We start from the raw sequence: 25,406 nt of genomic DNA on the forward strand, positions 1-25,406 counted from the left end.
CTCCTGGTTCCTGGAACGACGGCCGTCGCGGGACGCGGCGGCCGAGGGACGGGTCCGCGATCACAGGACGTGGGCGCGGCGGAGCAGCAGGGTCGACGGCCCCCCGATCAGGCCCACGCCGTCGAGGAACTCGATCGTCCGTCGGGCGCCCTCACGGAGCCGGTCGTGGTAGTGCGTGTTGGCCCGTACCGCAGCCGTGGCCTCGGCCACGTCGAGCCCCGCGGCGGCGTAGACGTCGTCGTGCACGAGGCTCGTGACGACGAAGTACGCGGAGATGCCCAGCTGCAGCCGGACGCGGACGCGCTCGGTGCGGGACAGGTGGCGGGTGCGGCGGACGATCTCCTCGCGCGCGTAGCGGATGTGCCGGGACTCCTCGACGACGTGGATGCGGCTGACGGTGCGGGTGACGGGCTGGACCCGCTCGTCGCGCATGAAGTCGCGCTGCATCGCGTCGAGGATCTCCTCGGCGAACAGGGTTCCACCGAACGCGAGGGCCCCGCCTGCCGTGGCCTTGAACAGCCGGCCGCTCTCCCGGATCCAGCGTTTCGGCCGGTAGGACGGGATCCCGAAGTGCTGTGCCGCGCGCGCGAACATCGTCGAGTGCCGGCATTCGTCGGCGATCTCGGTGAGCCCGAACTGGACGTAGGCGGTGGCGGGGTCACGGCGGTAGAGGTCGCGTACGAGCATCTGCATCAGGATCATCTCGAACCAGATGCCGGTGCCGGCGATACTGGCGGCCTCGTGCTGGGTCAGGACGATCCGCTGCCGCTCGCTCATCGACTCCCACAGGGCGGTGCCGTAGAGGCTGCTCCACTCGGGGGTCATCCCGTACTTGTCGGCGGGGACAGGGGCATCCCAGTCGATCTCGAGGGCCGGGTCGTAGGAGGAACGGGCCGCGGAGGCCAGCAGCCTCTCGGCGGTGTCCTCACGGTCGTCCGTGCGGACGGTCCGGGTGAGCGCCATCGTCGATCACCTCGTCTCGGTAATTACCCGTTACCCGAAGTGTCATCAACCGCTCGGCGCTTGTCAAGGCCTCCGAGCGGAACTACCAGCGCGGCCGCTGTACCTCGTCCACCCGCGGTCGCACGTCGACGAGGTACACGCTCACGGCGATCACCGCGATGATTCCGAGCATCATGAAGGTGCCCCAGAAGACGACGATCACCAGCAGCGAGGCGGCGAGGATGCCGAGCCACACCGGCTTGGTGAGCTTGTCGACCGCGGGGAACGCCTCGGCGGGCTGCCGCACGGCATGCAGGAGGGCGAAACCCGCCCCGGCGAGCGCGACGATCTGCAGAGCGAAAATGATCAGGGCGGCGAGAGAATCGACGTTGGGCACGTTCCCATGGTACGAGCAACGGCCCCCACGCGGAGGTCGCGTGGGGGCCGTCGGCGGTTCTACCGACCGGTGTGATCAGGCGCCGGTGGTCTTGCGCGGCGCCGCCTTCTTGGCGGGCGCCTTGGCCGGCGTCTTGGCCGCAGCCTTGGCGGGGGCCTTGGCCGGCGTCTTGGGCGCCGGAGCCTCGGTCTTCGGCGCGGCTGCCTTCTCCGCGGCCTCCTCGACCTTGGTGGCGGCCTCGTCGAGCTCGAGCGCGGCGGTTTCGACCCGGTCCGCGGCCTCCGAAGCCGCCTCCTGGGCCTGGCCACCGAGGTCGAGCACCCGCAGGCCGGCCTCCTCGCCGGCCCCGGAGATGGCCTCGCCGACGTCGCCGGCGGTCTCCTCGATCCGGCCGGCGGCGCGGCCCGCGAGCCGGGCGGCCTGTTCGCCCACGGCGCGGGTCTGTCGGGCCACGGTGCCCAGCGCCTCCTCGGTGAGCTCGACGGCGTCACCGAACGCGGCCTCGGCGCGACCGATGCCCTCCTCCACGACCGGCTGCTTGCGCAGCCGCTCGATGGTCTCCTCACCGCGCTCGGCGAGTGCGGTGTAGATGTCGGAGGCCACCTTCAGGTAGGCCTCGGCGACTTTGCGCAGCTCCTCTGCGGTGAACTTCTCGCGCAGCTCGGCGAGATCCTCGGGCAGTTCGGCCGGCAGGCCGGCGAGCCGCTCGCGCAGGGACTCGACGTTCTCGGTCAGGTCCTCCTGGAAGTCGGCGAGACGGCCCCGGGCACTGTCGACCCGGTCGCCGACGTCGGTCTGGGTGGTCTCGGCGCGACGGCGGGTGCGAGCCACGATGTCGGCCACCGCCTGGACCACGGTGTCGCCGGCGCCGACAGCGGCGTACAGCGGGGTGGCGAGGTTCTTCGGATCGGTCATGTCAGTTCTCCTGTCGATCGGGGTCGGTCGCGCCGTTCGGGGCAGCGGCCGCGGGTGCGGATACCTCGGGTGCAGACACCTCGGGTGAGAGGTCCGCCCCGGAAGGGTGGGAACCGTTCTCTCGGCAGAACGATTCGTAGATGTCGAGCAGGACCTGCTTCTGCCGTTCGTTGAGCACGGCGTCGGCCAGCAGCGCGTCGCGCACCGCGCTCGTCGGGCGCTGCTCCAGGATCCCGGCCCGGACGTAGAGGACCTCCGCGGACATCCGGAGCCCCTTGGCAATCTGCCCGAGCACCTCGGCCGAGGGCTTGCGCAGCCCTCGCTCGATCTGGCTCAGATAGGGATTGCTGACGCCGGCGAGCTGGGAAAGCTGACGCAGGGACACCTGCGCCGCCTCGCGCTGCGAGCGGATGAAACTGCCGATGTCCTGCGCGGCAGTGCTGACCACCCGCGTGGCGATCTCGGTGGCGCCGGACGCATCGTCCTTGTCATCGTCCCCTCCGTCGGCGGGTTCACCCCGTTCCTTCGTGGACACGGTTCCACTGTACCGACAAGTGCTAGCTGTAGCAAGCACTCTGCTAGCAGGTGTGGAACGTCACGCGAACAGCAGATTCGAGAACGTGTAGATGGCCAGACCGGCGAGCGACCCGACCACCGTGCCGTTGATCCGGATGAACTGCAGATCGCGCCCCACCTGGAGCTCGATCTTGCGGCTGGCCTCCTCCGCGTCCCAGCGCTCCACCGTCTCCCGGATGACCGCGGTGATCTCGTCGGCGTAGTTGGCCGCGATGTACCGGGCCCCGTCGAGCAGCCAGCGGTCGAACTTGCCGCGCAGCTCGTGGTCCTCCATCAGCCGCACCCCGAAGTGGATGACGTTCTCGGTGACCTTCGTGCGCAGCGTGCTGTGCGGGTCGTCGACCGACTCGAGGATCATCCGCTTGGCGGCCCGCCACGTCGCGGAGGCCAGCTGGGTGACCTCCTCCCGACCCATGATCTCCGCCTTGACCTTCTCCGCCTTGGCGATGGTGACCGGATCGTGCTGCAGGTCCCGCGCGTAGTCGGCGAGGAACCGGTTCGCGGCCACACGCACCTCGTGGTCGGGGTCGGACCGCACCTTCCAGGTGAACTCGACCAGCTCGCGGTGGATCCGCTCGCCGAGCAGCAGGTCCACGAACTTCGGCGACCACGACGGCGAGTCGCGGCTGATGATGCGATCGATCGTCTCCTGGCTGCCGAGGGCCCACTGGTGAGCCCGTTCGGCCAGCATGTCGATCAGCGGCAGCTGCCGGTTCTCGGCGAGCAGCTCGGACAGCACCCGGCCGATGGGCGGCCCCCACTCCGGCTCGGCGATGCGCTTGACGATGGTGTTGTCGATGATCTGCTGGATGTCCTCCTCGCGCAGGACCGTCACGAGTCCCCGCAGCACCGTCGACGTCTCCTGCGCGATCCGCTCGGCGTGTTCGGGCTCCGCCATCCAGGTTCCCAGGCGCAGCGGGATCCGGGCGTTCTCGACCTTCGCCGACACCACCTCGGGGGCGAGGAAGTTGGAGCCGACGAACGAACTCAGGCTCGCCCCGAGCTGATCCTTCTTCCGTTTGATGATGGCCGTGTGCGGAACGGGGATGCCCAGCGGATGCCGGAACAGCGCCGTGACCGCGAACCAGTCCGCGAGCGCGCCGACCATCCCGGCCTCGGAGGCGGCCCGCACGTACCCCACCCATTCGCCGGCGCCGCGCGTCTCCTGCCAGCGGCAGAACAGGTAGATTGCGGTCGCCACGAGCAGGAAGCCGGTGGCGACCGCCTTCATCCGGCGCAGGTCCCTGCGCTTGGCGTCATCGTCGATGCTCATCAGCTGCACCTCCGCTATTGTGCCGAAGCTGCGCCCGGCGAGGGCGGACGCGGCGGAAACGGACGTCGTGCCCCGAACGGGACGTCCGCACGGCCGGCCGCGTGGCCCCCTCTAAACTGGACGGACGATCGAGCGAACGGATGTGCCACCCAGTGCCGAACCACCGAGTTCCCCAGCCCCCGTCCCCGACCGACACGCCGGTCCCGACGGCCGCCGCGCCGACCAAACAGGACGGCCGCAAGCGTCGCTGGCACGAACACAAGATCGCCCGGCGCGAGGAACTCGTCGACGGCACGATCAAGGCGATCCGGTCCCGCGGACGCGACGTCGGGATGGACGAGATCGCCGCCGAGATCGGTGTCTCCAAGACCGTTCTCTACCGGTACTTCACCGACAAGAACGACCTGACCACGGCGACGATGCTGCGGTACGTGGAGACGATCCTGGCGCCGCGCATCTACGCGGCGGTGGCCGAGGACCTCGACGAGTACGACCTGACCCGGGTCGCGATCGCCACCTACGTCGAGACCGTCGCCTCCGATCCCGAGGTGTATCTGTACGTGATGACCAACAGCGCCGCGGCCGGGCGCGACGTCGTGGCCGACTCGGAGCGGATGATCGCCGAGCTCGTCGCGACGGTGATCGGTGAGCGGCTGCGGCACCTGGAGATGGACTCGGGCGGGTCCGTCCCGTGGGCGTACGCGATCGTGGGCGCGATCCAGCTCGCCACCCACTGGTGGATTTCCAACAAGTCGATGTCGGCGGAGGACCTGACCAACTACCTCACGATGATGACCTGGGGCGGCATATCCGGGATCGCAGCCGTCGGCGGCTCGCCGGCCCGCTTCAAGAGCCGGCCGCACCCGCTGCTTCCGGACGCCGGCACCCCGTGACCCTGTTTGTGTAACTGACGTTTACATGTAAGGTCGCGGGCATGTCCGACCCACACGACGACGAACCCGACGGCTACCGCGGCCCCGCCGAGGTCACCGTCGGCGAGCAGCACGCCACGACGGAGGTCCAGCTCTCGGGGGCATTCGACCCGATCAGCGGCCGCTACCGCTGGCGGGGGCGTCTCCGCGGACTCGCGGCAGCCCTGCCGGGCACCGACCTCTCCCCCGGCACCGACGTCCACCTCACGGTGCCCGGACCCGACGGCCCCGTTCCGGCGATCGCCCGGATCACCGAGACGGACCTGTGGGGCAGCCACATGGTCGACGGGATGTCGGCTCCGCCCTACCCCACCCGCCCGGACGACACCGAGCTCGAACTCGGCTGATCCGGCCACGGGATGTGGCACGCTCGGCAGATGACCGTCAAGAGCACCGATCCGTGGCAGGCGCCGGCCGTCGAGGTGCTCCGTGCCCACCCCGGGACCAGGGTCGCCGACATCGAGACGAACGGAACCCCGGGCTTCACCGGCGACAAGGCCACCGGCGAACGGCTCATCGAGGAACGCGGGGCGGTGCTCTCGCGCCTGCAGGAGATGCTGTTCGCCAACGGACGCTCGGGGGACCGCCGGTCAATCCTGCTGATCCTGCAGGGCATGGATACCGCGGGCAAGGGCGGCATGGTCCGCAACGTCATCGGCCACGTGGATCCGCAGGGCGTCGACCACACGTCGTTCGGTGTGCCCACGCCCGAGGAGAAGCGCCACCACTACCTGTGGCGCATCCACAAGGCGCTGCCGCGGGCGGGACAGCTCGGGGTGTTCGACCGCTCGCACTACGAGGACGTGCTCGTCGTGCGGGTCCGCAACCTCGTGCCCGAGAGCGTGTGGAGCACCCGGTACGACGAGATCAACCAGTTCGAGCGTGAACTCGTCGACAGTGGGACCACGCTGGTCAAGGTGGCGATGTTCGTCTCGCTCGACGAGCAGAAGCGCCGCCTGGCCGAACGGCTCGAGCGGCGGGACAAGCACTGGAAGTACAACCCCGGCGACGTCTCCGAACGCACGCTGTGGCCCGCCTACCAGGAGGCGTACCAGGCGATGCTGGACAAGACCTCGACGGAGCACGCCCCCTGGTATGTCGTGCCCTGCGACCGCAAGTGGTACAGCCGCATCGCCGTCATGGAACTGCTCGTCGACGCGTTCGAGCGCCTCGACCTGGACTGGCCGGCAGCCGGGTTCGATGTGGAACTCGAGAAGCGGCGCCTGGCCGAGGCGTGAGACGGCGGAACCGTCAGAACAGGTGCGGTGTCTCGCGATGCAGACGATGGTCGTGATGGACGGTACTACCGATCATCGCGATCGCCGACGCCACCGCGAGGACGCACACCGCGCCCGCGACGAGCGCCCACCCGCCGTTGCCGGACCCCGCGGCGTAGAGGAAACCCGCAAGACTCACGATCGAGACCAACGCGAGCATGTAGCCGGTCCATGCGACGAACAGATTGAGCTTCATGACCGCCCTCCTTTCCTCGGAGCGACGTTGTCCCTGGTGGAGCCGACAGTACCCGTACAGTGATACAGGTCACAAGAGGACGGTGGTGCTACCGGGGAGGTTTGACGAGCGCCGTACGGGGCATGCCGAGAGAGTGCAGCCCACAGCGGTTCCGAACGAGGACTGGAACAAGCGGGTCCGGCACGAGACGCCCGTGCAGCGACTGGACCGGAACTGGTCGAGTCTGCTGCAGGAGCTGCGCGTCGTGCAGACCGGCGTCCAGCTCCTCACCGGCTTCCTGCTCACCCTGCCGTTCCAGAGCCGGTTCGACGAGCTGACCGGCTTCCAGCGCGGCGTCTATCTCGTCACCGTGCTGGCGTCGATCACGGCCACCATCCTGCTCGTCGCCCCCGTCGGTATGCACCGCCTGCTCTTCCGGCAGCGCCGCCTCCCGGAACTGGTGGTCACGGCGCACCGCTTCGCCATGGCGGGCCTGCTCCTGCTCGGGGTCGCGATGGCCGGCGTCGTCGTGCTGGTCGTCGGGCTGGTGGTCAACACCGCCGCCGGCATCGCCGGGGGCCTCGTCACGGTCGTGCTGTTCCTGACCCTGTGGGTGGCCTACCCCTGGCGATACCGACGCTGACCCGGCTCAGCCCGGCAGCGTCTCACCACCGATCGGTGCGAGCACCTCACCGCTGTAGTACGACGACATCGTCTCGGAGGCGAAGAACACGTACGAGGGTGCGATCTCGTCCGGCTGCGCCGCCCGGCCGAACGGGGCCTGCTGCCCGAACGTCGCGACTTTCTCCGCATCCATGGTCGCCGGGATCAGCGGCGTCCACACCGGTCCCGGCGCGACGCAGTTGATGCGGATTCCCCGGTCCTGGAACGACTGCGCCAGCGAGTACGTCAGCGCGAGCACCGCACCCTTGGTGGCCGAGTAGTCGATCAGCGACTTGTTGCCCCGCAGACCGTTGATGGAGGCGGTGTTGATCACCGCGGAACCGCGCGGCAGGTGGGCGAGCGCCGCCTTCGTCACGTGGAAGTAGCTGTCGATGTTCACCGCGAACGTCCGCCGCCACTGGGCGTCGTCGAGTTCGGTGAGGTCGTCCACCGGCTCCTGGTACGCGACGTTGTTGACCAGCAGATCGAGGCCGCCGAGCGCCGCGGCCGTCTCGGCGACGACCGCCCGGCAGTGGTCCGCCGCGGCGAGATCTCCCGGGAGGAGGTGGCATCGACGACCCGCACGCCGCACGAGGTCCGCGGTGTGCTCGGCGTCGTCGTGCTCGTCGAGGTAGGCGATCGCGACGTCGGCGCCCTCCTTCGCGAAGGCCACCGCCACCGCGCGCCCGATACCGGAGTCACCGCCGGTGATCAGGGCCTTGCGGCCGGCGAGCAGGTCGCGGCCCCGATAGTTCCGCATCTCGTCGCGGGGCTGCTCGGCCATGTCGGCCGTCTCACCGGGGTAATCGATCGTGTGCGGCGGGCGCTCGACATCCTCGCCGCCGGATGGAGTCCCGTTCTCCACGTCGCTGTTGTCACCGTCGCTTTTTTCACTGTTCATGTCCGGGCGGATACCCGCCCGGACCCGCCCCACACCCGGCGTTTCGCACGAATCGGGTCCGGGTATCCGCGCACATGCCTGCGAATTCTGCGACCGCCGTGCTGCAGTCCGCCGCCCTCCCCCGGGCCCGGGGGCCTGTCTCCGGGCAGGTGATCGAACGGCTCGCGCGTCCGGCCGACACCGGCCTCTGGCCGATCGAGGTGGCCGGGACCGACCCCTACGGCGAGGATGCCCAGCTGGCTCTGACGGTGTTGTACGAACTGTCCTACCGCGGGTTCGACGGGGTCGACGCCGGCTGGGAATGGGCGCCGGGCCCGCTGGCCGTCCGAGCCGGTCTCGAACGGCTCTTCCTGGACCGGCTGCGCGCCGACGTGCCGTCGGGCGACGATCCCCAGCGGGTGTTCGACGACCTGTGCCGCGAACCCGAGGACGCGTGGGGCGTGTCCCATCACATCCGTGACCGGGGCACGTGGGAGCAGGTGCGCGAGTTCTTCGTCCACCGGTCCGTCTACCACCTCAAGGAGGCCGACCCCCACTCGTTCGCCATCCCGCGGCTCACCGGCAGGGCGAAGGCGGCGCTGGTGGCGGTGGAGTTCGACGAGTTCGGCGGCGGCCGGGCCGAGCGCATGCACTCGGTCCTCTACTCGGACCTGCTCGCCGCGGCCGGTCTCGACACGGGATACCTGGCCTATCTGGACCGGGTGCCCGCGGAGACGCTCGCGACGGTGAACTTCATGTCCCTGTGCGGACTGCACCGCGCGCACACCCCGAAACTCGTGGGCCTGTTCGCCTCCGCGGAGATCACCTCCTCGCCGATGGCGCGCCGGATGGCACGCGGCCTCGAACGCCTGGGCGCGCCGGACGCGTGCATCCACTTCTACACCGAGCACATCGAGGCGGACGCGGTGCACGAGCAGGTGCTCCGCTACGACGTGGCGGGTGATCTCGTCGAGCGCGATCCGCGCTGTGCCGGCGACGTCGCGTTCGGCGCAGAGGCGATGGAATACCTCGAGGGCCGGCTCGCCGCGTACCTGCTCGAGCGGTGGAAGAACGACGAATCGTCCCTGCTCGGCACCGGATCCGTCTGAGCGTCCCTCCGGCCGATATCCGGCCCGGCATCCGAGTTCTCGGGTGCCGGGCCGTCGCCGTTCAGTCCTCCCGGCGGGAATCCTCCTCGTCGATCAGGTGCACGGCCGCTTCCTCGGCGGACGCGGCGCCCCCGTCGATTCCCACGTCCGTTCCGAACAACTCGGCGTCCTCGTCCTCGGCGGTGCCCTCGTCCGGCGCGACGAGGCGCCCGGCGCGCGTCCGGCCGGCCTCGGCGACGGAGCTGCGGAACTCGCTCTCGCCCTCGTCCTCCCGTTCGGGCTCCTCCTCACGAAGCCGCTCGTCCAGGGTCTCGTGCCGGTCGAGGCCGACAGGTCGTTCCATCGGTGAGAATCCCTCGTCGAGGACGTCGTCGACGCCGCGGTCGATCAGGGAGTCCTCCGGCTGCAACTGGTCCTCGTCGTCGACGCTGTACTCGCCCGGGACGCTGTCCCCGGGGTTCTCCGAAGTAGGCATGCCCCAGACAATGCCACCGGGACCGTCGGCGCGCCACGAATCGACGCGAAGTACCTGCTGTCCACCGGTGTGAGGTTCGTGAGGTTTCGGCACATCCGATGCGGGTATCCCCTCGGCAAGGCCCGGATCCGACCGGCAACGGGCACCGACAGCGAGGTGACACTCATGATCATTCTGGGTTTGATTCTGCTCGTGGTGGGTTTCCTCACCAACATCTCGATCCTGTGGACACTCGGGATCATTCTCCTGGTGGTGGGCGCAATCCTGGCGATCCTCGGAGCGACGGGCCGGGCTGTCGGCGGCCGGAAGTACTGGTATTGACGCGTGACGTGTGACGCGTTGCGGGGCGGGCGGTTCCTCAGGAACCGCCCGCCCCGCTGTGTGCGTGCCGTGCGCCAGGGGCCGGTCGACGTGGACCGGACGTGGACCGGACTCAGCGCGGATCGCGCCGGGGCCGACGGTGACTGGTGTCGCACAGCGGGTACCGCTCGCTGCGACGGCACCGGCAGATCGCGACGACGAACCGGTCCGACTCCACCTCGTCGCCGTCCTCGGCGACGATGCGCACCGGACCTTCCACCAGGGCGGGACCGCCGCGGACCAGCCGGACGACCCTCGGCTCCTCCGCCGCGAGACCCTCCACCCGCAGTCCCGGGCACAGGCCGGGCACAGCGACGCCCCCGGGGGACGTGTCCCGGGGGCTGTCACCCGTGGCTACCTCACGGGCAGTGTGTTCGATCGGCACGGATCACCACCACTTCCTCGGTGTCGACGCCGGCAGGCAGCTCGTAGCGCGTCCGCAGATATCCGGCGCGGCTGCGCATCACGGGCCCGAACGGAATCCGGCGCCGGGCGACGACGGAGGCCTTGAGACCGGCGTCGCGCAACCGGACGAGCGTCTCGTCCACCCCGGAGAACTCGGAATGCACGACGAGAGCGAAACCGCCGGGAGACAACAGGTTCGGCAGTCTCCGACACAGCGGGTCCAGCACCGCCCGGCCGTCGGCCCCGGCATCCCAGCGGGCGTCGCCGGAATCGGCGTCGTGCGGAACGTAGGGCGGGTTGGACAGGACCACGTCGAACGGTCCGTGCCGGCCGGCCTCGTCCAGCCCGCCGCGCACGACGCGGATCGGAAGCTTCCGCGACCTCGCATTGAGACGCGCCGCGAGGACCGCGCGGGGGGCGATGTCCAGTGCCGTCACGGACCCGGCTCCGGACATCGCCGCCGACACGGCGATGAAGCCTGTGCCGGTGCAGAAGTCGAGCACCTTGGCGCCGGGGGGTGCCGCAGCACGGTCGAGCGCTCCGGCGAGCAGATGCGAATCCTCCTGCGGGCGGTACACACCGGGCAGTCGCCACACCCTCCTGGGCGCCGGCACGTTACCGGACCCCGGCTGTGACGGCACGGCCCCCGTAGGTGGACCGGGCGAGGGACACGATGAATTCCGGGCGAGACGTCGTTGTCATACGTGGGAGTACCCCTCCGGGACGCCCCCCGAAACCCGGTGCCGGCGGAAGGCGGTGGCGGTGGCGGTGCCGCGTCGCGACACCGCGGCTCCGTCCGGTCGAGTGCGGACCGCCGAGGACCGCGCCGGATCCGGCTGTCCGGCGGCCGGTGCCGAGGTCAGCGAACCGAGCATGAACGACAGGCCCGCCGCCACGGCGAGTCCGGCCCCGACGCCCGTGAGCGCGGAAGCGGAGAGCACACCCACACCGACGGCGGCGATCACGCAGATCCCGGCAGCGAGGGCGGCGACTCCGCCTTCCACCTCGCGCAGCGCCTGCGGCACGAGCGACGGGCCGTGTACCTGCCGGATCGGTGTTCCCACTGGCATTCCCATGCCTACTGATACCCGTTCGGCGGACTGCTCAATCGCGTCGGCAACGGCATCGGGAAATCAGCTGCGCGTCAGCACGTCCGAGATCGCCTCGTTCAGCCGCCGGCGCAGCCTGCCGCCCACGCCGTGGTCACGCAGGGCTGCGCGGGCCGCGTTCCACCCGCACATGCCGTGCACACCGCCGCCGGGGTGAGTCGACGATCCGGCCAGATACACGCCCTCGACCGGCGTGCGGGGACCACCGAAGCCGGGCAACGGCCGGAACACGAGCTGCTGATGGATCTGAGCGGTGCCGCCGTTGACCGCGCCGCCGACCAGGTTCGCGTTGGCGGCCTCGAGGTCGCGGGGACGCTGCACGCTGCGGTGCACGATCGAGCTCAGCACCCCCGGAGCGTGTGCCTCGAGCTCCGCGTCGACGCGCCGGGCGAGCTCCTCGGCGGAGGCGTCGTCGGCGACACCGCGCGGCAGGTGGGTGTACGCCCAGGCGCTTTCCGTCCCCTCCGGGGAGCGGGCCGGATCGGTGGTGGTCATCTGACCGAAGATGATGAACGGGTGCTCCGGCACGCGGCCGGTCGCCAGGTCGGCCGACCAGTGCACGAGACCGTCGGCGTCGGCGCCGAGATGGACGGTCCCGGCCGTCGCGAGTGCCTGCGAGCGCCACGGAATCGGCCGGTCGAACGCGTAGTTCACCTTCACGACGGGTGTGTCCCACTCGAAGCGCCGCAGGTCGTCCCGGACGGCGGCGGGCACGGCGTCCGCGGGCAGGAGCGAGCCGAACAGCGCCGGCGCGGACACGTCGGCCAGTACCGCCCGCCGGACCCGGACGCGTTCGCCCTGCTCGGTGCGGACCTCGGTCACCCTGCCGCCGCCGACCTCGATGCCGGTGACCTTCCGGCCGCACAGTATCCGGGCCCCGCTGTGTTCGCCGCGACGCGCCAGGGCCGCCGCGAGCTCCCCGGCCCCGCCCTCGGGCACCGGATAGCCCACATCCTGCGCGAGCATGGTCAGCACGTACCCCATGATTCCGCTGCCCGCCGAGTCGACGGGAGTGTCGGCGTGCATCGCGTTGCCGAGCAGCAGCAGCCGCGCGTGTTCGCCACCGAACAATTCCTCGGACATCCGGCGCGCCGGCAGCGCCAGCATCCGGACGAAGCGCAGAGCGTCCGCGGTACCGAGTCGGCGGATCAGCCCCGCCGGGCCGCGCACGGGCGGGAAGGGTTCGAACAGGGCGCTCAGGAACGGTTCACGGATGTCTTTCCACTGCTCGGTCAGCCGGATCCAGGTGCTGCCGTCGCCGGGATGCCGCCGTTCGAGTTCGGCCGCGGTCTCGGTGACGTCCGGGAAGACCACCGCGGCGTCCTCGTCGTGCGGACCGGCGGCGTGCCCGTACACCCTCGGCGCCCGGCGCAGCCGCAACCCGTGCGAGGACAGGTCGAGCGCGCGGAAGGCCGGGGAGGCCGCCGCGAGGGGATAGAAGGCGCTGAACAGGTCCATCCGGAAGCCCGGGTGCAGTTCCGCCGTGCGGACCGCGCCGCCGACCTCGTGCTGTTCCTCGAGCACCAGGACGTCCCACCCGGCGTCGGCGAGCACGGCCGCGGCCGTCAGGCCGTTCTGACCGGCGCCGACGACGACGGCATCGACGGTCTCGGTACTCACTCGCCGACGCCCTTCGGCTCGGTGGCGCGTTCGGCCATGAGGACGAGCCGGCGCAGGCATTCGATGTTGCGCGGCAGCACCAGCCGGGCCTGGATCGCATCGGGAACGAGCTGACCCGGGCCGGCGGCGGCCTTCTCCGCCATCTCGATCCGGCAACCGCCGGGTCGCTCGTGCAGGCGCATGGTGATCTCGGCCTGTCCGGCCGGCCACGCCCGCGCACGCAGCTTCAGCTCCTTGCCGGGAACCGACGCCACCACCTCGGTGTGGTCGTTCAGCAGGGCGGGCCACACCCCCACCGAGTGGTGGATGCGGCTGCCCACCGCCGGCCACGTGTCGTCCACCGCCCGGATCCGGGAGGCCCCCACCACCCAGCTCGCGTACGACCAGCCGTCGGCGAGGACGTCCCACACCTGCTGCGACGTCGCCGTGGTGTCGCGCTGCGCCGTCTCACTCATCCCGATACCCTCTCTCGTCGCTCCGCCGCGAGTGGTCACGGCGGCACGCGGCGCCCGACGGTCCCCCGCCCGAGCAGGGCGCTCATCGTCTCGAGCGGTCCGCGACTGCGCAGGACCGGGCTGTCGGTGCCGGCCTCGGCCTGCATACCCGCAATGGCCTCGCGCCACACCCGGGGACCCGGGACGGTCGGTTCCCAGTCCAGGTCCCGGCGGGCCCGGTCGCAGTTCAGCATCGGGGTGTTGTACGCCAGGTCGATCCAGCCACCGGCGATCGGTTGCAGGTGGGCCTGCCAGGTCGCCTCGACGACGGCACGCAGTACCTGCCGCGGCAGCGGGACGGCCCGCGCCCCGAACGCGCCGGCGATGTCGGCCGCCCGCAGCGGTTCGGGCGTCGCGAGGTTGAACACCCCCGGTGCGCGCCGCTCCAGAGCGACGTCGAGGGCGGCGGCCACGTCGTCGGCGTGCACGGCGGGGATCGTCGTTCCGGGGTCCACGGGCAGCAACGGTAGGTGACGGAGCACCAGGTCGGGCACGTATCCCGGCACCGCGTAGCGTCGCAACGCACTGCCACCCGCGTACTGACCGATGAATCCCGGCCGGAACCGGGTGACGGTCGGCGCCGCGGCCGCGTCCGCGACGCGTCGGTCGAGCAGCCGCTCCGCCGCGACCTTGTCGACGCTGTACGCGCACGAGTCGATGCCGGTCGCGGGCCACGACTCGTCGACCGCACGGCCGTACGCCCCGGCCGCGTACACCGCAGCCGAGGACATGTGGACCAGATGCCCGACACCCGCGGCGAGGACGGCGTCGATCACGGCTGCGGTGCCGTCCACCCCGGTGCGGCGCAGGTAGTCCCGGCGGTGCGAGGGCTGGAAGCCCCAGGCCAGGTGCACGACGGCGTCGGCGCCCTCGACGACCGGGCGCAGCCTGGTCCCGGCGTCGGGCGCGGCGAGGTCGATGCTGTGCCAGGTCATCTCGCCGTAGGGTTCGGTGGCCGGTGGCACGCGGCGGGCGACGGCGACGATCTCCGGCGGTTCCGATCGCAGAGCGAGTCGTCGCAGCAGGGCGGTGCCGACGTTGCCGCTGGCGCCGGTGATCACGATGCGCTGTCCCATGATCGCAGGAGTTTCCCCACCGGGCTGCGTCGTACACCCGTCGTGGCAGGTTTCACCCGCTCGGGGACGGGTATGCCCGTGGGCATGACGGGCTCGCAGATGGAGATCCTCTATTCCGGGACGGAATCGGCGACGTGGCTGGACGGCCCCGCCGAACTGTTGGGCAGGCAGCTCTCGCGGCTGGCGGACACTCCGGTCGGCGCCGTGCTCCACGGGACGCCGGTGGGTCACCCACTGCATCCGGCACTCGTGACCGTGCCCATCGGGGCATGGACCGCGGCCGTCGCCTTCGACGCCCTGCGGCAACCCGAGGCCGCGCGGCGGCTGATCGGGCTCGGACTGCTGGCGGCTCCGCCGACGGTCCTGGCCGGCTGGGTCGACTGGGTACACACCGACACCGTGCAGCGCCGGGTCGGGCTGATCCATGCGGTGGTCAACGGCACCGGAGCGGCCCTGATGGCCCTGTCCTACCGCCGCCGGCGGCGCGGGCGCACCCCCGGCGCGGTGACCCTCAACGCCCCCGGCGCGGTGACCCTCAACGCCCCCGGCGCGGTGGCACTCAGCGCCGCCGGCGCGGCACTGATCGGGCTGGGTGGCCTGCTGGGCGGTCACCTCGCGTATTCGCTCGGCGCAAACGTGCGCCCGGCCGAGGTGCCGAACGCTCCCGCCTACGATCCCGTCCTCGCGGGCTCGCCCGACGGAACAGCCTGACGGGCCGACACCGCCATCCGAACTGCACGCCCGTCCCCACGGGCGGCGCGTCCACCTCTCTCCGAAGGATCCGCATGACTCCCCCGCCCCGAGACGGCAACGACGACAGTGCCCCCTCCGCCTTCGTTTTCGCTCCCACCCCGCTGCTCACCGTCACCATCGAGTCGTCGCCGTCCGACGTCCCGGAACTGCACATCCACGCCGGCGGGCAGGGGTTCTGGATTGCCCGCATGGCAGCCACCCTCGGCCTGAACGTGCGGCTGTGCGGCACCTTCGGCGGCGAGACCGGTCCCGTCGTCAGCGATCTCATCGCACGCGAGGGCGTGTCGGTGCGGCCGGTGGTCACCGCCGGGCAGAACGGCTCGTACGTGCACGACCGTCGCGGCGGCGAGCGCGAGGAGATCGTCGAGGTCCCGCCGCCGACACTCAACCGGCACGAGGCCGACGACCTGTTCGGTGCGGCACTGTCCGAGGGTCTCGACGCGGACGTGGCGCTGCTCGGCGGCCCGCACTGCGACGAGGCGATACCGCACGACGTCTACACCCGGCTGGCCGCCGACCTGACCGCGATGAACGTCCCCGTCGTCGCCGATCTGTCCGGTCCGACGATGACCGCGGCGCTCGAGGGCGGCCTCAGCGTGCTCAAGGTCAGCCACGAGGATCTCATCGAAGACGGTCGCGCCCGGTCCGACGACGTCGACGACCTGATCGCCGCGATGAAGGAACTCGTCGCCCAGGGGGCCCGGAACGTGGTGCTCTCCCGTGCCGGCGACCCGGCGCTCGCGCTCGTCGACGACGAACTGATGGAGATCGTCTCGCCGCCGCTGAACATTGCCGACCACCGCGGCGCCGGCGACTCCATGACCGCGGGGATCGGAGCTGCGCTGGCTGCCGGGCGGCCCCTCGCCGAGGCCCTCCGGCTCGGGGCGGCCGCGGGCGCCGTCAACGTCACCCGGCACGGGCTGGCCACCGGGCAGCGAGAACTCGTCGCCAAGGTCGCCGAGAGCGTCGAGGTCCGGCCGTTCGCGAAGGGGAAGAAGGGGAGGTAGTCACGTGAGAGCGCTGATCGTCAACGACGACGGGGTGGACAGTCACGGCATCTCGGTGCTCAGCCGGGTGGCGGTCGAGGCCGGTCTCGACGTGGTGGTCGCCGCGCCGCACGCCGAACGCAGCGGCGCCAGCGCCTCGCTCAGCGCCCTCGAGGAGGACGGCCGGCTCGTCGTCTCGCCGCGCACGTTCCCGGACCTGCCGGACACGACGGTGCTCGCCGTGGAGGCGTCGCCGGCACTGATCACCTTCGTCTCGATGTACGGCGCCTTCGGTCCCCGGCCCGACATCGTGCTCTCCGGGATCAATCACGGCCCCAACACCGGTCATGCGATCCTGCACTCCGGAACGGTCGGCGCGGCGCTGACCGGCGCCAACCACGGCAGTCTGGCCCTGGCCGTGTCCCTGGCGGGATCGGTCCACGAGCACTGGGACGGCGCGGAGGTCATCGCCCGGCATGCCCTGCAATGGGTGCTGGGCCAGGGCGTGCCGGGAACCGTGCTCAACGTCAACGTGCCCGACGTCCCGCTGAGCGAGCTGCGGGGGCTGCGCACGGCACCGCTCGCTGCGTTCGGTGCCGTGCAGGCCGACATCGGCGAGTCGGACCAGACCCCGGACGACGACGACCGCCGGTTCGTGACGGTGACGTTCAGCGACATCCGGGCCGACGAGTCCGAGGACACGGATGCGGGCCTGCTCGCCCAGGGCTGGGCGACCGCGACGGTGCTGCGGTCGCCTTTCGAGGCCGCCGACGTCGCCACCGAGGATCTGCCGCGCACCGCGGCCGACCTGGGGTGACCCCGGCGGCACCGAAAGCCGGGAACCCGGTCAGGGTTCGAGCTGGATCTTGATCGCCCCCTCCTGCTTGCGCTGGAAGATCTCGTACGCGTGCGGGGCGTCCGACAGCGGCAGCCGGTGCGTGGCGAAGGTGTCCACACCGAGCGGATCGTCGTCGGTGAGCAGCGGCATGATCTGCGGCACCCAGTTGTTGACGTTCGCCTGACCCATCCGCAGCCGGATCTGCTTGTCGAACAGGGTCATCATCGGCATCGGGTCGGTCATGCCGCCGTACACGCCGCTGAGCGAGATCGTGCCGCCCCGCCGTACCACGTCGATCGCGGTGTAGAGGGCGTGCAGACGATCGATGCCGACGTGGGTCATCAGCGGCGCCGACAGCGCGGAGGGCAGCAGGCCCGTCGCGGTCTGCATCGCCGTCGCGACGGGTGACCCGTGGGCCTCCATGCCGACGGCGTCGATCACCGAATCCGTGCCACGGCCGTCCGTGCGGTCCCGGATCATCTCGCCCAGCGAGTTCCCGGCCTCCTTCAGGTCGATGGTCTCGATGCCGCGCGTGGCGGCCCGCCCGAGCCGCTCGGGCACCATGTCGACACCGATCACCCGGTAGCCGTGGTGCACCGCGATCCGCCCGGCCATCTCACCGATGGGTCCGAGGCCGAGCACCGTCACCGAACCGCCGTCGGGAACGTGCGCGTACTCCACGGCCTGCCACGCGGTGGGCAGCACGTCGGACAGGTAGACGAACCGCGAGTCCGACGGCCCCTCCGGAACCGAGATGTGGGTCGAATCCGCATGCGGCACACGCAGATACTGCGCCTGGCCGCCGGGAACGCTCCCGTACAGCTTCGAGTACCCGAACAGCGCCGCACCGGATCCCTGGTCCCGCACCTGCGTGGTCTCGCACTGGGAGAACAGGCCGTCCCCGCACATGAAACAGCTGCCGCACGAGATCTGGAACGGAATGACCACGCGGTCACCAGGTTTGATCTTCGTGACGTCCGCCCCGACCTCCTCGACGATGCCCATGGGTTCGTGCCCGAGGATGTCCCCCGGCGACATGAACGGCCCGAGCACCTCGTACAGATGCAGATCCGAACCGCAGATGTTGGTGGTCGTCACACGGATGATCGCGTCGGTGGGCTGCTCGATCTTCGGATCGGGGACCGTGTCGACGCTCACCTTCCGCTTGCCCTGCCATGTCACTGCCTTCATCGCCGCTCCTCTCGCCCCGGTCGTGCCGGGTTCTTCTCACCCCGGCCGTGCCGGGTTCTTCTCACCCCGGCCGTGCCGGGCTCTTCTCACCCCGGCCGTGCCGGGCTCTCTTCCTCGTGGGCTACGCGGCACAACGCCGGCTCGAACCGCCTACCCCGCACGGCGGGGCGCAAACCTTCCCTGCCCTACCGCAGCATCGGCGACCAGCGCGAATACCCCGGCCGCAGCTCGACCCGGCCGTCACCGACCCGGCGCACGTCGCGCCACAGCACGAGGAACGCACCACGGTGACGCCACCGCAGATACCGGGCGATCAGCGCGGGCCGGATCTCCTCCGTGCGTTCGTAGCCGAGGAAGGAGCCGCTCGAACTCGGGCTGACGAGCAGGCCCTCGAGCCGCAGCCGGTTCTGCGGCGACTCCACGAACCGCACATCGACGGCGAAACCCACGCGACGACCGTCCGCGTCGTGCACCCGCGCCCCGACGAGTTCACTGAGGCGCACGACGACCTCCGGGGATGCGCGCGACGATGCGGTCCCGGACCCACCGCTCGACCCACAGGTGGTCCAGCCGGTCACCGGTCACGCGCAACTCCACCGTGGTGCCCAGCCGGGCGACGTCCGACCAGTCGATCGTGTCGAGTCGGGAATCGGGCGGTCGGCCGCCGAATATCCTCGTGGGAAGCGCGTTTCCGCTCAGAATTGCCCGCACCGTCGGTGCCGGCGCGGCGGGGTCGACGTCCGTCCCCACCTCGACCCCGGCCAGGTCGACATCGTCGACGGTGGTCACCGGCCGGCCGTCGACGTCCACGACCAGCCGGTCGAGCAGATGCAGCCGGGCATCGACGAGCCGGCCGCGCAGCGGCGCCTCGGGCAGCCGTCCGGATTCGTTCATGCTCCCGCTCCCGTCATCACCAGCAACGGCACCGCTGCGATCGACGCGACCACGATCACCGGAAGGTAGGCGAGGGCGAGCGCGTTGACGACCGGTCCGTTGACGTGTTCTCCCATGTACTCGAGGTCGTTCGCGACCAGGAGGATCGGCAGGTAGGTCAGCGGCAGGGCAACCGCCGAGAACACCACCGACACCTCGGTGACCAGGATCGGGTCCACCCCGGTCGCCAGCACCGCGAGACCGACGACCAGGGCGATCATCATCGACAGGTGGAACCGGGCTGCCTCCGCCGGCCGCCGGAACTTGCCCCACGACCACCCGAAGAACTGCGCGAGCGTGTACCCGCTCGACAGGGTGGTCTCGAGCGCCGCCCCGAAGGTCGCCGCGACGATCCCGACGAGGACGAACGCCAACGCGAGCGTGCCCCCGGCCACCACGACGGGCATCACGACCTCCGACAGCGACGTCACCTCGATGCCGCGGGGAAGAAGAACCACCGCGGCGCATCCGGCGATCGCGACCGACAGGATCCCACCGAGCGGGAACCCCACCGCCACGTTGATCCGGGAGCGGGCGAGATCGGCGACCGTCCACCGCTCCTCCACGGCGCCGGAGGAGAAGAAGAGCACCTCGTACGGGGTCATCGCGGCACCGAAGAGGGCGACGGCGTAGAACCAGTACACGGACGTCGCCTCGGACTCGGGGATCGCGGGCGCGAAAGCCTGACCGGTGAGTTCTCCCCAGTCCGGGCCCGTCAGGAACAACGCGACGGCGAACACGATCAGACACAGGCCCAGCAGTCCCGTGACGTTCTCCATCACCGAGAACCGCACCCGCCAGATCACAAGCCACACCGCGAGCGCCGCCACGGGCATCCACATCAGCGGTCCCGTCCCCGCGGCCAGTTGCAGGGCCAGGGCCACCCCACCGACCTCGGCGGTCAGGGTCAGCAGATTGATCAGGAAGGACGCAGCGAGGTTCGCCAGCGCCGCGCGCGGGCCGAGCCGTTCCCGGATGATCTCGAAGGTCGCGCGGCCGCTCACCGCGGCGACGCGCCCGGCCATGCTCGCATACAGGCAGATGCCGCCGACCCCGAGGACGACGACCCAGACCAGGCCCAGCCCGAACCGCGAGCCCACCACAGCGTTGGTGACCATGTCGCCGATGTCGAGGAAGCCGCCGATGGCCGTGAGGATTCCGAGGGCGACACCGAGGAGTCTCTTCATCGGCGTCCCTCCGCGAACTCGGACAGGTAGCCGGTGAGATCGGCCAGGCGGCCCGTCAGGTCCGACGCGGGCGGGGCTGTGGCGACGGCGTCCGTTCGAGCGCGGGCCTCGCCGAGGACGGTGGCGGCGGCATCGATCCGGTCGAGAAGCGCGGCGCGGTGCGCCGCCTGCTGCCCGGTGGCGACCTCGACCGCAGCCACGGCCGAGTAGGCGGCGAGCACCTCGTCGAGTGCGTCCGACAGCACGGTCACGGCGTGGGCGCGGGTGGTGCGGTGCTCGGACACCAGTTCCATCGCCAGTCCCGCGGAGGCGGTGGCCGAGGCGGATTGCGCTGCGGCCCGCGAGAGGTCACCCTCCGCGCCACCCGGCAGCCCCGCACAGCCGCTCAGCACCGCGGCCGATGCGACGAGCCATGCGGCGACCGTCCGCCCCACGCTCCCGTACCCTGCTCCCACCGGATCCACCTCGCAGTCCGATGCCCGCGGGTCCACGAGCGGGCACTGCCGGATACCGCGCCGCGCCCGCGTCGAAACACGCGGGCGGACTCAGGACCGGCGCAGCAGCCGGATCACGGCGCGCTCGACGACGGCCCGGGATTCGTCCGGATCGCCGCACTTTCCGGCTCGCCGCAGTGCGGCACGGATCGTGCGGCCCTCCGCCCAGGCCCGCACCACGCGCGGGTCGACGTACGAGGCCCGTGCCACGGCGGGGGTGTTGCCGAGCTCCTCCGAGACCGCCCGCATCACGGCCGCCTCGACCCGCGCCCGGCCGCGCCGACTCCCAGGCACGTCGTGCTCGGCGAAGGCCGCGGCGGCCAGCACCGTCGCACCCCACGTGCGCAGATCCTTCGCACTGCAGTCCTCACCGGCGAGCTCCTTGAACCGGGCGTTGACGTCGTCCGCGTGCAACTCGCGGATCGCGTCACCGTCGCGGTAGACCAGCAGCCGGCCGGGCCCCCTGCGGACCCGGCGCAGCGCCCGGACAGCCGTCGCCAGGTCGGCGTCGTCGACCGTGACGACCCGCCGGATTCCGCCCTTGGCCGGGTAGTCGAACGTCAGGGCGGTATCACGCAGCCGCACGTGGCTGCGCAGCAACGTCGCGACCCCGTAGGTTCCGTTCTCGGCCGCGTACTCCTCCCCACCCACCCGGAACACGGCCCGGTCCAGCAACCGCAGCGCCACCGCCTCGGCCCGGCGCCGCCCGACCCCCCGCTCGGTCAGGTCGGCCTGCACCTGGTCCCGCCAGGCCGGCAGCCGGGCCGCCATCGCCAGGACCCGGTCGTGCTTCTCCTCGTCACGCTCCTCGCGCCACCGCTGGTGGTACAGGTACTGGCGCCGACCGGCGGCGTCGATGCCCACGGCCTGGATGTGCCCGTCGGGGTGGGGACAGATCCACACCTTGCGCCACGCCGGAGGGATGACGAGTTCGTCGATACGGGCGAGGACGGCCTCGTCGGTCACACGATTGCCGTCGGCGTCCTGATAGGTGAAGCCCCGCCCGCGCCGCACCCGCCGGATGCCGGGACCGAACGGGTTGCTCCGCCGCACTCGCATCCCGGTCGCTCCTCCTCGCGCACTCGTCCACCGGCGCGCTGCGCCGCGGATACCCCTGCGGGCACCCGGACAATCGCAGGTTTCCCGTCCGCGGCACGGGGCATTCCCCACAGGTGACCTCCCTGTGGCTCTCCCGCACCGGCACCGCCCGCACCGACACCGCCCGCCTCGACGACACCGCCCGCCTCGACGACACCGCCCGCCTCGACGACACTCCGTGGCCCGAGGGTCCGGCCCGCTTCGACACCGTCGTGGCCGGGGCCGGCCTCACCGGAGTGGTGACCGCTCTCCTGCTCGCGCGCGCCGGGCACCGCGTGGCCGTCCTCGAGGCCCGCACGGTCGGCGCCGTCACCACCGGCAACACCACCGGCAAGGTCAGCCTGCTGCAGGGCAGCACCCTCTCGAGTATCGCCAGGGGCCATTCGCGCGACGTCCTGCGCAACTACGTGGCCGGCAACCTCGAGGCCCAACGGTGGGTGGTGCAGCTGTGCCGCGAACGGGATCTGCCGATCGAATCCGCGGCGGCCTTCACCTACAGCGCCGGGGAGGAGGGCGCCGCCACGGTGCGCGCCGAGTACGAGGCCTGCCGCGCCGCCGGGCTCGACGCCCGCATGACGACCGAGACGGAACTGCCGTACCCCGTGGCCGCCGCGGTGACGCTGGCGGACCAGTCGCAGATCGATCCGATGCCGTTGCTGCACGAACTGGTCCGGGAATTCCGGGAACGCGGTGGCGCGCTGTTCACCGGCTGCCGGGTCCGGAAGGTCCGCTCGGACCGGAACGGATGCGTGGCCGTCACCGATCGCGGCGAGGTGCGGGCCGGGCACATCGTGCTCGCAACGGGGACACCGATCCTCGATCGCGGCGGATTCTTCGCCCGCCTCGAGCCCCAACGGTCGTATGCGGCCGCATTCGAAGTGCCGGGCGACGTCCCGAGCGGCATGTACCTGTCCGTGGATTCGCCGACGCGCTCGCTGCGCACGGCGTACGGGGGGCAGTACTTCCTCGTGGGCGGCAACGGGCACACCGTCGGGCGGGCACACGATCATCGCGGCGCCGCGGACGATCTCGTCGCGTGGACGGGCCGCCACTTCCCCGGCGCGAAGACCGTGGCACGCTGGTCGGCGCAGGACTATTCGACGCTCGACCATCTGCCGTACGTGGGTCCGCTGCTACCCGGAAACGACCGGTTGCTCGTGGGGACCGGGTACGGCAAGTGGGGAATGACGAACGGGGTGGCTGCGGCCCGGTTGCTGGCGGACCGCATCCTCGGCGAGGCGGCCCCGGAGTGGGGATCGGCGTTCCAGTCCTGGAATCCCACGCAGGTTTTCGACCTCCCGGCCGCGACCCGTCTCAATGCCGCCGTGGCGGTGGAGATGACGCGCGGATGGATGCGTGCCGAGTTGTCCGGGGACGGCGCGCCGCCGCCCGACGGCAGCGGCGAGGTTCGCCGGGACAAGCTCCGCCCGGTCGGGGTGTGCACCGTGGACGGCACCACGCACCGGGTCTCCGCGGTGTGCCCGCACCTGGGCGGTGTGCTGCGGTGGAACGATGCCGAAGCCTCCTGGGACTGTCCGCTGCACGGCTCCCGCTTCGCCGCGGACGGGGGCCTGCTCGAGGGTCCCGCCACCCGGGACCTGCCGCGGGAGTGACGTTTCCCCGTTGCCGGCGTCGGGTACGCGACCGGTGAACCACGACGAAAGGACGACTCGGCGATGAGTGATCCAGGAAACGGCCGGCTGGCGGGACGCACCGTGGCCGTCCTCGCCACGAACGGTGTCGAGGAGGTCGAGCTGGTGGAGCCGCGGCGCGCGGTCGAGGAAGCGGGCGGTACGGTGCGCCTGCTGTCGCTCGAACCCGGCGAGATCCAGGCCATGAAGTCCGACGTGAACGCGGCCGGAAGATACCGGGTCGACCAGGCGGTGCAGGAGGCGTCGGTGTCGGACTTCGACGCGCTGATCCTGCCCGGTGGCACCACCAACCCCGATCACCTGCGCCAGGACCCCACCGCCGTGGCGTTCGTACGGGACTTCGTCGAGTCGGGCCGGCCCGTCGCGGTGATCTGTCACGGCCCCTGGACGCTGGTCGAGGCCGACGTGGTCCGGGGACGGACCCTGACGTCCTACCCGAGTGTCCGCACGGATATCCGCAACGCGGGCGGAAACGTGGTCGACGAGGAGGTGGTCGTCGACGGGAACCTGGTGTCGAGCCGCAATCCGAAGGATCTGCCCGCCTTCTGCACGACCCTCGTCGAGGTGTTCGCGAACGCGGAGCAGCGCGCCGGTTAGCTCGGGTCCCGTCCTGCGACCCCGGCGGTCGTGCGCGCTTCCGGGGGCATAATCGTTGCGTGAGTGAACCGAGCACGCGCATCAGCGACACGAGGGCGGGCGACGCCTTCGAACAGGTGTTCGCGAGTGTGAAGCCGCAGCGGGTCGGCAGTTTCCGCTATCTGATCGACGACGACGCGTGGGAATGGTCGGACGACGTGGCACGGATGCACGGGTACAGCCCCGGGACCGTACGGCCGACCACCGAACTGCTGCTGAAGCACAAGCACCCCGACGACAAGGTCCAGGTCGCAGCCCTGCTGGGCGCCATGCAGCGCAACGGCGAGCCGTTCAGCGGCCGGCACCGCATCGTCGATGCGCACGGCAAGGTCCGGCCGGTGGTCGTGGTCGCCGACCGTCTGCTGGACGAGTGCGGACGGATCGTCGGCACGTCCGGGTTCTATGTGGACCTGTCCGACGCGTACGAGGACGAGGTCCGCGAGGGCGTCGACGAGGCGGTCTCGGCACTCGCGCACGACCGTGCCGTCATCGAACAGGCCAAGGGCATGATCATGGCGGTCTACCGGATCCAGGCGGATCACGCCTTCGAGATCCTCGCCTGGCGGTCGCAGGAGTCGAATGTCAAGCTCCGCGCGCTCGCCGAGCAGCTCGTCCGGGACGTCTCCACCGGACTCGACGTACCGACGACGTTCCGCAACGAGTTCGACCATCTGCTCATGACCGTGCACGAGCGCGTCCCGTCTGTGCAGACGCCTCCAGGTCCGGTCACGGACTCGGCTGCGGAAGCTCGCACTCCACCTTCGGATTGACCCCGGCGTAGTTCAGCGGTCCCGCGATCACCGTCACCGCGACGGTGGCGAAGTCGGCGCAGTTCTGTTCGGCTTCCGTGAAGTATCCGCGCTGGCCCGCCGCAACCGCTCCGATCACCAGCCACACCAGCACCACGAACGTCAGAATGCGCATCATTGCTCCTAGGGACGAAGACCCGGGAGCCGAGCG

General features: G+C 70.9%; 33 protein-coding genes. 12 read left to right on the forward strand and 21 right to left on the reverse strand.

Annotated features, from left to right (window positions below; genetic code table 11):
- Positions 1-60: 60 nt before the first annotated feature.
- From F1734_RS20360 to F1734_RS20380, 5 genes are all read right to left on the reverse strand, one after another.
- Positions 61-963 (reverse strand): AurF N-oxygenase family protein, encoded by a 903-nt coding sequence (locus tag F1734_RS20360; protein ID WP_010592131.1) that lies wholly within the window; start codon positions 961-963, stop codon positions 61-63.
- An 82-nt stretch (positions 964-1,045) separates the two neighbouring features.
- Positions 1,046-1,339 (reverse strand): DUF2516 family protein, encoded by a 294-nt coding sequence (locus F1734_RS20365; protein ID WP_003937507.1) that lies wholly within the window; start codon positions 1,337-1,339, stop codon positions 1,046-1,048.
- A 75-nt stretch (positions 1,340-1,414) separates the two neighbouring features.
- Positions 1,415-2,254: a hypothetical protein gene (locus tag F1734_RS20370; RefSeq protein WP_010592132.1), complete on the reverse strand. Its 840-nt coding sequence runs from the start codon at positions 2,252-2,254 to the stop codon at positions 1,415-1,417.
- Position 2,255: 1 nt separating this feature from the next.
- Positions 2,256-2,789 carry a helix-turn-helix domain-containing protein gene (locus F1734_RS20375; RefSeq protein WP_010592133.1) on the reverse strand — a complete coding sequence of 178 codons (534 nt, stop codon included), beginning with the start codon at positions 2,787-2,789 and terminating at the stop codon, positions 2,256-2,258.
- 60 nt (positions 2,790-2,849) lie between these two features.
- Positions 2,850-4,103, reverse strand: coding sequence for a DUF445 domain-containing protein (locus F1734_RS20380; RefSeq protein ID WP_225222515.1), 1,254 nt, complete (start codon positions 4,101-4,103; stop codon positions 2,850-2,852).
- Between the two features lie 152 nt (positions 4,104-4,255).
- Between F1734_RS20380 and F1734_RS20385 the strand changes: the two genes are divergently transcribed.
- From F1734_RS20385 to F1734_RS20395, 3 genes are read left to right on the forward strand one after another with little or no spacing between them, the layout of a single operon-like run.
- Positions 4,256-4,996 (forward strand): TetR/AcrR family transcriptional regulator, encoded by a 741-nt coding sequence (locus F1734_RS20385; protein WP_203010984.1) that lies wholly within the window; start codon positions 4,256-4,258, stop codon positions 4,994-4,996.
- Between the two features lie 41 nt (positions 4,997-5,037).
- The gene (locus F1734_RS20390; RefSeq protein ID WP_010592136.1) at positions 5,038-5,382 is read left to right on the forward strand and encodes a DUF4873 domain-containing protein; all 345 of its coding nucleotides are present in this window, start codon (positions 5,038-5,040) and stop codon (positions 5,380-5,382) included.
- A gap of 30 nt (positions 5,383-5,412) precedes the next feature.
- The gene (locus F1734_RS20395) at positions 5,413-6,273 is read left to right on the forward strand and encodes a PPK2 family polyphosphate kinase (protein WP_010592137.1); all 861 of its coding nucleotides are present in this window, start codon (positions 5,413-5,415) and stop codon (positions 6,271-6,273) included.
- Between the two features lie 13 nt (positions 6,274-6,286).
- Here the strand turns inward: F1734_RS20395 and F1734_RS20400 are convergent, their stop codons facing one another.
- Positions 6,287-6,508 carry a hypothetical protein gene (locus F1734_RS20400; RefSeq protein WP_010592138.1) on the reverse strand — a complete coding sequence of 74 codons (222 nt, stop codon included), beginning with the start codon at positions 6,506-6,508 and terminating at the stop codon, positions 6,287-6,289.
- 133 nt (positions 6,509-6,641) lie between these two features.
- On the opposite strand from F1734_RS20400, the gene F1734_RS20405 reads away from it, so the two are divergent.
- Entirely contained in the window at positions 6,642-7,130 is a 489-nt protein-coding gene (locus F1734_RS20405) for a DUF6328 family protein (RefSeq protein ID WP_203010985.1), read from the forward strand.
- Between the two features lie 6 nt (positions 7,131-7,136).
- On the opposite strand, the gene F1734_RS20410 is transcribed toward F1734_RS20405, so the two are convergent.
- Positions 7,137-7,934: an SDR family oxidoreductase gene (locus tag F1734_RS20410; RefSeq protein WP_048772316.1), complete on the reverse strand. Its 798-nt coding sequence runs from the start codon at positions 7,932-7,934 to the stop codon at positions 7,137-7,139.
- Positions 7,935-8,125: 191 nt separating this feature from the next.
- Here F1734_RS20410 and F1734_RS20415 point away from each other — a divergent pair, with 191 nt between their 5' ends.
- Positions 8,126-9,139, forward strand: a complete 1,014-nt coding sequence (locus tag F1734_RS20415; RefSeq protein ID WP_119699944.1) for an iron-containing redox enzyme family protein — start codon at positions 8,126-8,128, stop codon at positions 9,137-9,139.
- Between the two features lie 61 nt (positions 9,140-9,200).
- Here F1734_RS20415 and F1734_RS20420 read toward each other — a convergent pair whose 3' ends face one another.
- Positions 9,201-9,614, reverse strand: coding sequence for a DUF5709 domain-containing protein (locus tag F1734_RS20420; RefSeq protein ID WP_064065790.1), 414 nt, complete (start codon positions 9,612-9,614; stop codon positions 9,201-9,203).
- 165 nt (positions 9,615-9,779) lie between these two features.
- Between F1734_RS20420 and F1734_RS20425 the strand changes: the two genes are divergently transcribed.
- Complete coding sequence (locus F1734_RS20425; RefSeq protein ID WP_003937495.1) at positions 9,780-9,935, forward strand: DUF6131 family protein; 156 nt, start codon at positions 9,780-9,782, stop codon at positions 9,933-9,935.
- Between the two features lie 112 nt (positions 9,936-10,047).
- Here F1734_RS20425 and F1734_RS20430 read toward each other — a convergent pair whose 3' ends face one another.
- The 6 genes from F1734_RS20430 to F1734_RS20455 all read right to left on the reverse strand — a co-directional run bounded on the left by F1734_RS20430 (position 10,048) and on the right by F1734_RS20455 (position 14,678).
- Complete coding sequence (locus F1734_RS20430) at positions 10,048-10,257, reverse strand: CDGSH iron-sulfur domain-containing protein (RefSeq protein ID WP_040270934.1); 210 nt, start codon at positions 10,255-10,257, stop codon at positions 10,048-10,050.
- 76 nt (positions 10,258-10,333) lie between these two features.
- A complete protein-coding gene (locus tag F1734_RS20435; protein WP_017681235.1) occupies positions 10,334-10,975 on the reverse strand; it encodes a HemK2/MTQ2 family protein methyltransferase in 642 nt (213 codons plus the stop codon).
- 102 nt (positions 10,976-11,077) lie between these two features.
- Positions 11,078-11,443 carry a hypothetical protein gene (locus F1734_RS20440; protein WP_017681236.1) on the reverse strand — a complete coding sequence of 122 codons (366 nt, stop codon included), beginning with the start codon at positions 11,441-11,443 and terminating at the stop codon, positions 11,078-11,080.
- Between the two features lie 69 nt (positions 11,444-11,512).
- A complete protein-coding gene (locus tag F1734_RS20445; protein ID WP_017681237.1) occupies positions 11,513-13,108 on the reverse strand; it encodes a phytoene desaturase family protein in 1,596 nt (531 codons plus the stop codon).
- Positions 13,105-13,563: an SRPBCC family protein gene (locus F1734_RS20450; RefSeq protein ID WP_010592147.1), complete on the reverse strand. Its 459-nt coding sequence runs from the start codon at positions 13,561-13,563 to the stop codon at positions 13,105-13,107. Before F1734_RS20450 ends, F1734_RS20445 begins: the two co-directional genes overlap by 4 nt.
- A 35-nt stretch (positions 13,564-13,598) precedes the next feature.
- A complete protein-coding gene (locus F1734_RS20455) occupies positions 13,599-14,678 on the reverse strand; it encodes an NAD-dependent epimerase/dehydratase family protein (RefSeq protein ID WP_010592148.1) in 1,080 nt (359 codons plus the stop codon).
- Positions 14,679-14,750: 72 nt separating this feature from the next.
- On the opposite strand from F1734_RS20455, the gene F1734_RS20460 reads away from it, so the two are divergent.
- From F1734_RS20460 to surE, 3 genes are all read left to right on the forward strand, one after another.
- Complete coding sequence (locus F1734_RS20460; protein WP_203011905.1) at positions 14,751-15,389, forward strand: DUF2231 domain-containing protein; 639 nt, start codon at positions 14,751-14,753, stop codon at positions 15,387-15,389.
- A gap of 74 nt (positions 15,390-15,463) precedes the next feature.
- Positions 15,464-16,438, forward strand: coding sequence for a PfkB family carbohydrate kinase (locus F1734_RS20465; RefSeq protein ID WP_010592150.1), 975 nt, complete (start codon positions 15,464-15,466; stop codon positions 16,436-16,438).
- A 4-nt stretch (positions 16,439-16,442) separates the two neighbouring features.
- Positions 16,443-17,234 (forward strand): 5'/3'-nucleotidase SurE, encoded by a 792-nt coding sequence (gene surE / locus F1734_RS20470; RefSeq protein WP_010592151.1) that lies wholly within the window; start codon positions 16,443-16,445, stop codon positions 17,232-17,234.
- Between the two features lie 30 nt (positions 17,235-17,264).
- On the opposite strand, the gene F1734_RS20475 is transcribed toward surE, so the two are convergent.
- The 6 genes from F1734_RS20475 to F1734_RS20500 all read right to left on the reverse strand — a co-directional run bounded on the left by F1734_RS20475 (position 17,265) and on the right by F1734_RS20500 (position 22,119).
- Entirely contained in the window at positions 17,265-18,446 is a 1,182-nt protein-coding gene (locus tag F1734_RS20475; RefSeq protein WP_010592152.1) for a zinc-dependent alcohol dehydrogenase, read from the reverse strand.
- A 185-nt stretch (positions 18,447-18,631) separates the two neighbouring features.
- Positions 18,632-18,949, reverse strand: a complete 318-nt coding sequence (locus F1734_RS20480) for a PRC-barrel domain-containing protein (protein ID WP_010592153.1) — start codon at positions 18,947-18,949, stop codon at positions 18,632-18,634.
- Positions 18,936-19,340 (reverse strand): hypothetical protein, encoded by a 405-nt coding sequence (locus tag F1734_RS20485; protein WP_017681240.1) that lies wholly within the window; start codon positions 19,338-19,340, stop codon positions 18,936-18,938. The genes F1734_RS20480 and F1734_RS20485 overlap by 14 nt, the downstream gene beginning before the upstream one ends.
- Complete coding sequence (locus F1734_RS20490) at positions 19,337-20,566, reverse strand: NRAMP family divalent metal transporter (RefSeq protein ID WP_203010986.1); 1,230 nt, start codon at positions 20,564-20,566, stop codon at positions 19,337-19,339. Before F1734_RS20490 ends, F1734_RS20485 begins: the two co-directional genes overlap by 4 nt.
- Positions 20,563-21,021: a hypothetical protein gene (locus F1734_RS20495; protein ID WP_228287080.1), complete on the reverse strand. Its 459-nt coding sequence runs from the start codon at positions 21,019-21,021 to the stop codon at positions 20,563-20,565. The genes F1734_RS20490 and F1734_RS20495 overlap by 4 nt, the downstream gene beginning before the upstream one ends.
- Before the next feature lie 90 nt (positions 21,022-21,111).
- On the reverse strand, positions 21,112-22,119 hold the full coding sequence (locus tag F1734_RS20500) for a DNA topoisomerase IB (protein ID WP_010592157.1): 1,008 nt from the start codon (positions 22,117-22,119) through the stop codon (positions 21,112-21,114).
- 113 nt (positions 22,120-22,232) lie between these two features.
- On the opposite strand from F1734_RS20500, the gene F1734_RS20505 reads away from it, so the two are divergent.
- The 3 genes from F1734_RS20505 to F1734_RS20515 all read left to right on the forward strand — a co-directional run bounded on the left by F1734_RS20505 (position 22,233) and on the right by F1734_RS20515 (position 25,216).
- Entirely contained in the window at positions 22,233-23,771 is a 1,539-nt protein-coding gene (locus tag F1734_RS20505; RefSeq protein ID WP_048772253.1) for an FAD-dependent oxidoreductase, read from the forward strand.
- Positions 23,772-23,834: 63 nt separating this feature from the next.
- Entirely contained in the window at positions 23,835-24,407 is a 573-nt protein-coding gene (locus F1734_RS20510) for a type 1 glutamine amidotransferase domain-containing protein (RefSeq protein ID WP_010592159.1), read from the forward strand.
- Positions 24,408-24,466: 59 nt separating this feature from the next.
- A complete protein-coding gene (locus F1734_RS20515; protein WP_010592160.1) occupies positions 24,467-25,216 on the forward strand; it encodes a PAS and ANTAR domain-containing protein in 750 nt (249 codons plus the stop codon).
- Here the strand turns inward: F1734_RS20515 and F1734_RS20520 are convergent.
- On the reverse strand, positions 25,173-25,373 hold the full coding sequence (locus F1734_RS20520; RefSeq protein ID WP_010592161.1) for a hypothetical protein: 201 nt from the start codon (positions 25,371-25,373) through the stop codon (positions 25,173-25,175). The genes F1734_RS20515 and F1734_RS20520 overlap by 44 nt on opposite strands.
- Between the last annotated feature and the right edge of the window lie 33 nt (positions 25,374-25,406).

Origin of the sequence: Rhodococcus ruber (genome assembly GCF_016804345.1) — a bacterium.
In the GTDB taxonomy this organism is placed as follows: domain Bacteria; phylum Actinomycetota; class Actinomycetes; order Mycobacteriales; family Mycobacteriaceae; genus Rhodococcus; species Rhodococcus ruber.

What these genes read in the sequence shown, in the direction of transcription:
- F1734_RS20360 (WP_010592131.1), bottom strand. Translation starts at nt 963, where the DNA reads ATGGCGCTCACCCGGACCGTCCGCACGGACGACCGTGAGGACACCGCC.
- F1734_RS20370 (WP_010592132.1), bottom strand. Translation starts at nt 2,254, where the DNA reads ATGACCGATCCGAAGAACCTCGCCACCCCGCTGTACGCCGCTGTCGGC.
- F1734_RS20380 (WP_225222515.1), bottom strand. Translation starts at nt 4,103, where the DNA reads ATGAGCATCGACGATGACGCCAAGCGCAGGGACCTGCGCCGGATGAAG.
- F1734_RS20390 (WP_010592136.1), top strand. Translation starts at nt 5,038, where the DNA reads ATGTCCGACCCACACGACGACGAACCCGACGGCTACCGCGGCCCCGCC.
- F1734_RS20395 (WP_010592137.1), top strand. Translation starts at nt 5,413, where the DNA reads ATGACCGTCAAGAGCACCGATCCGTGGCAGGCGCCGGCCGTCGAGGTG.
- F1734_RS20400 (WP_010592138.1), bottom strand. Translation starts at nt 6,508, where the DNA reads ATGAAGCTCAATCTGTTCGTCGCATGGACCGGCTACATGCTCGCGTTG.
- F1734_RS20410 (WP_048772316.1), bottom strand. Translation starts at nt 7,934, where the DNA reads ATGGCCGAGCAGCCCCGCGACGAGATGCGGAACTATCGGGGCCGCGAC.
- F1734_RS20415 (WP_119699944.1), top strand. Translation starts at nt 8,126, where the DNA reads ATGCCTGCGAATTCTGCGACCGCCGTGCTGCAGTCCGCCGCCCTCCCC.
- F1734_RS20420 (WP_064065790.1), bottom strand. Translation starts at nt 9,614, where the DNA reads ATGCCTACTTCGGAGAACCCCGGGGACAGCGTCCCGGGCGAGTACAGC.
- F1734_RS20425 (WP_003937495.1), top strand. Translation starts at nt 9,780, where the DNA reads ATGATCATTCTGGGTTTGATTCTGCTCGTGGTGGGTTTCCTCACCAAC.
- F1734_RS20450 (WP_010592147.1), bottom strand. Translation starts at nt 13,563, where the DNA reads ATGAGTGAGACGGCGCAGCGCGACACCACGGCGACGTCGCAGCAGGTG.
- F1734_RS20455 (WP_010592148.1), bottom strand. Translation starts at nt 14,678, where the DNA reads ATGGGACAGCGCATCGTGATCACCGGCGCCAGCGGCAACGTCGGCACC.
- F1734_RS20460 (WP_203011905.1), top strand. Translation starts at nt 14,751, where the DNA reads ATGCCCGTGGGCATGACGGGCTCGCAGATGGAGATCCTCTATTCCGGG.
- F1734_RS20465 (WP_010592150.1), top strand. Translation starts at nt 15,464, where the DNA reads ATGACTCCCCCGCCCCGAGACGGCAACGACGACAGTGCCCCCTCCGCC.
- F1734_RS20475 (WP_010592152.1), bottom strand. Translation starts at nt 18,446, where the DNA reads ATGAAGGCAGTGACATGGCAGGGCAAGCGGAAGGTGAGCGTCGACACG.
- F1734_RS20485 (WP_017681240.1), bottom strand. Translation starts at nt 19,340, where the DNA reads ATGAACGAATCCGGACGGCTGCCCGAGGCGCCGCTGCGCGGCCGGCTC.
- F1734_RS20490 (WP_203010986.1), bottom strand. Translation starts at nt 20,566, where the DNA reads ATGAAGAGACTCCTCGGTGTCGCCCTCGGAATCCTCACGGCCATCGGC.
- F1734_RS20500 (WP_010592157.1), bottom strand. Translation starts at nt 22,119, where the DNA reads ATGCGAGTGCGGCGGAGCAACCCGTTCGGTCCCGGCATCCGGCGGGTG.
- F1734_RS20510 (WP_010592159.1), top strand. Translation starts at nt 23,835, where the DNA reads ATGAGTGATCCAGGAAACGGCCGGCTGGCGGGACGCACCGTGGCCGTC.
- F1734_RS20520 (WP_010592161.1), bottom strand. Translation starts at nt 25,373, where the DNA reads ATGATGCGCATTCTGACGTTCGTGGTGCTGGTGTGGCTGGTGATCGGA.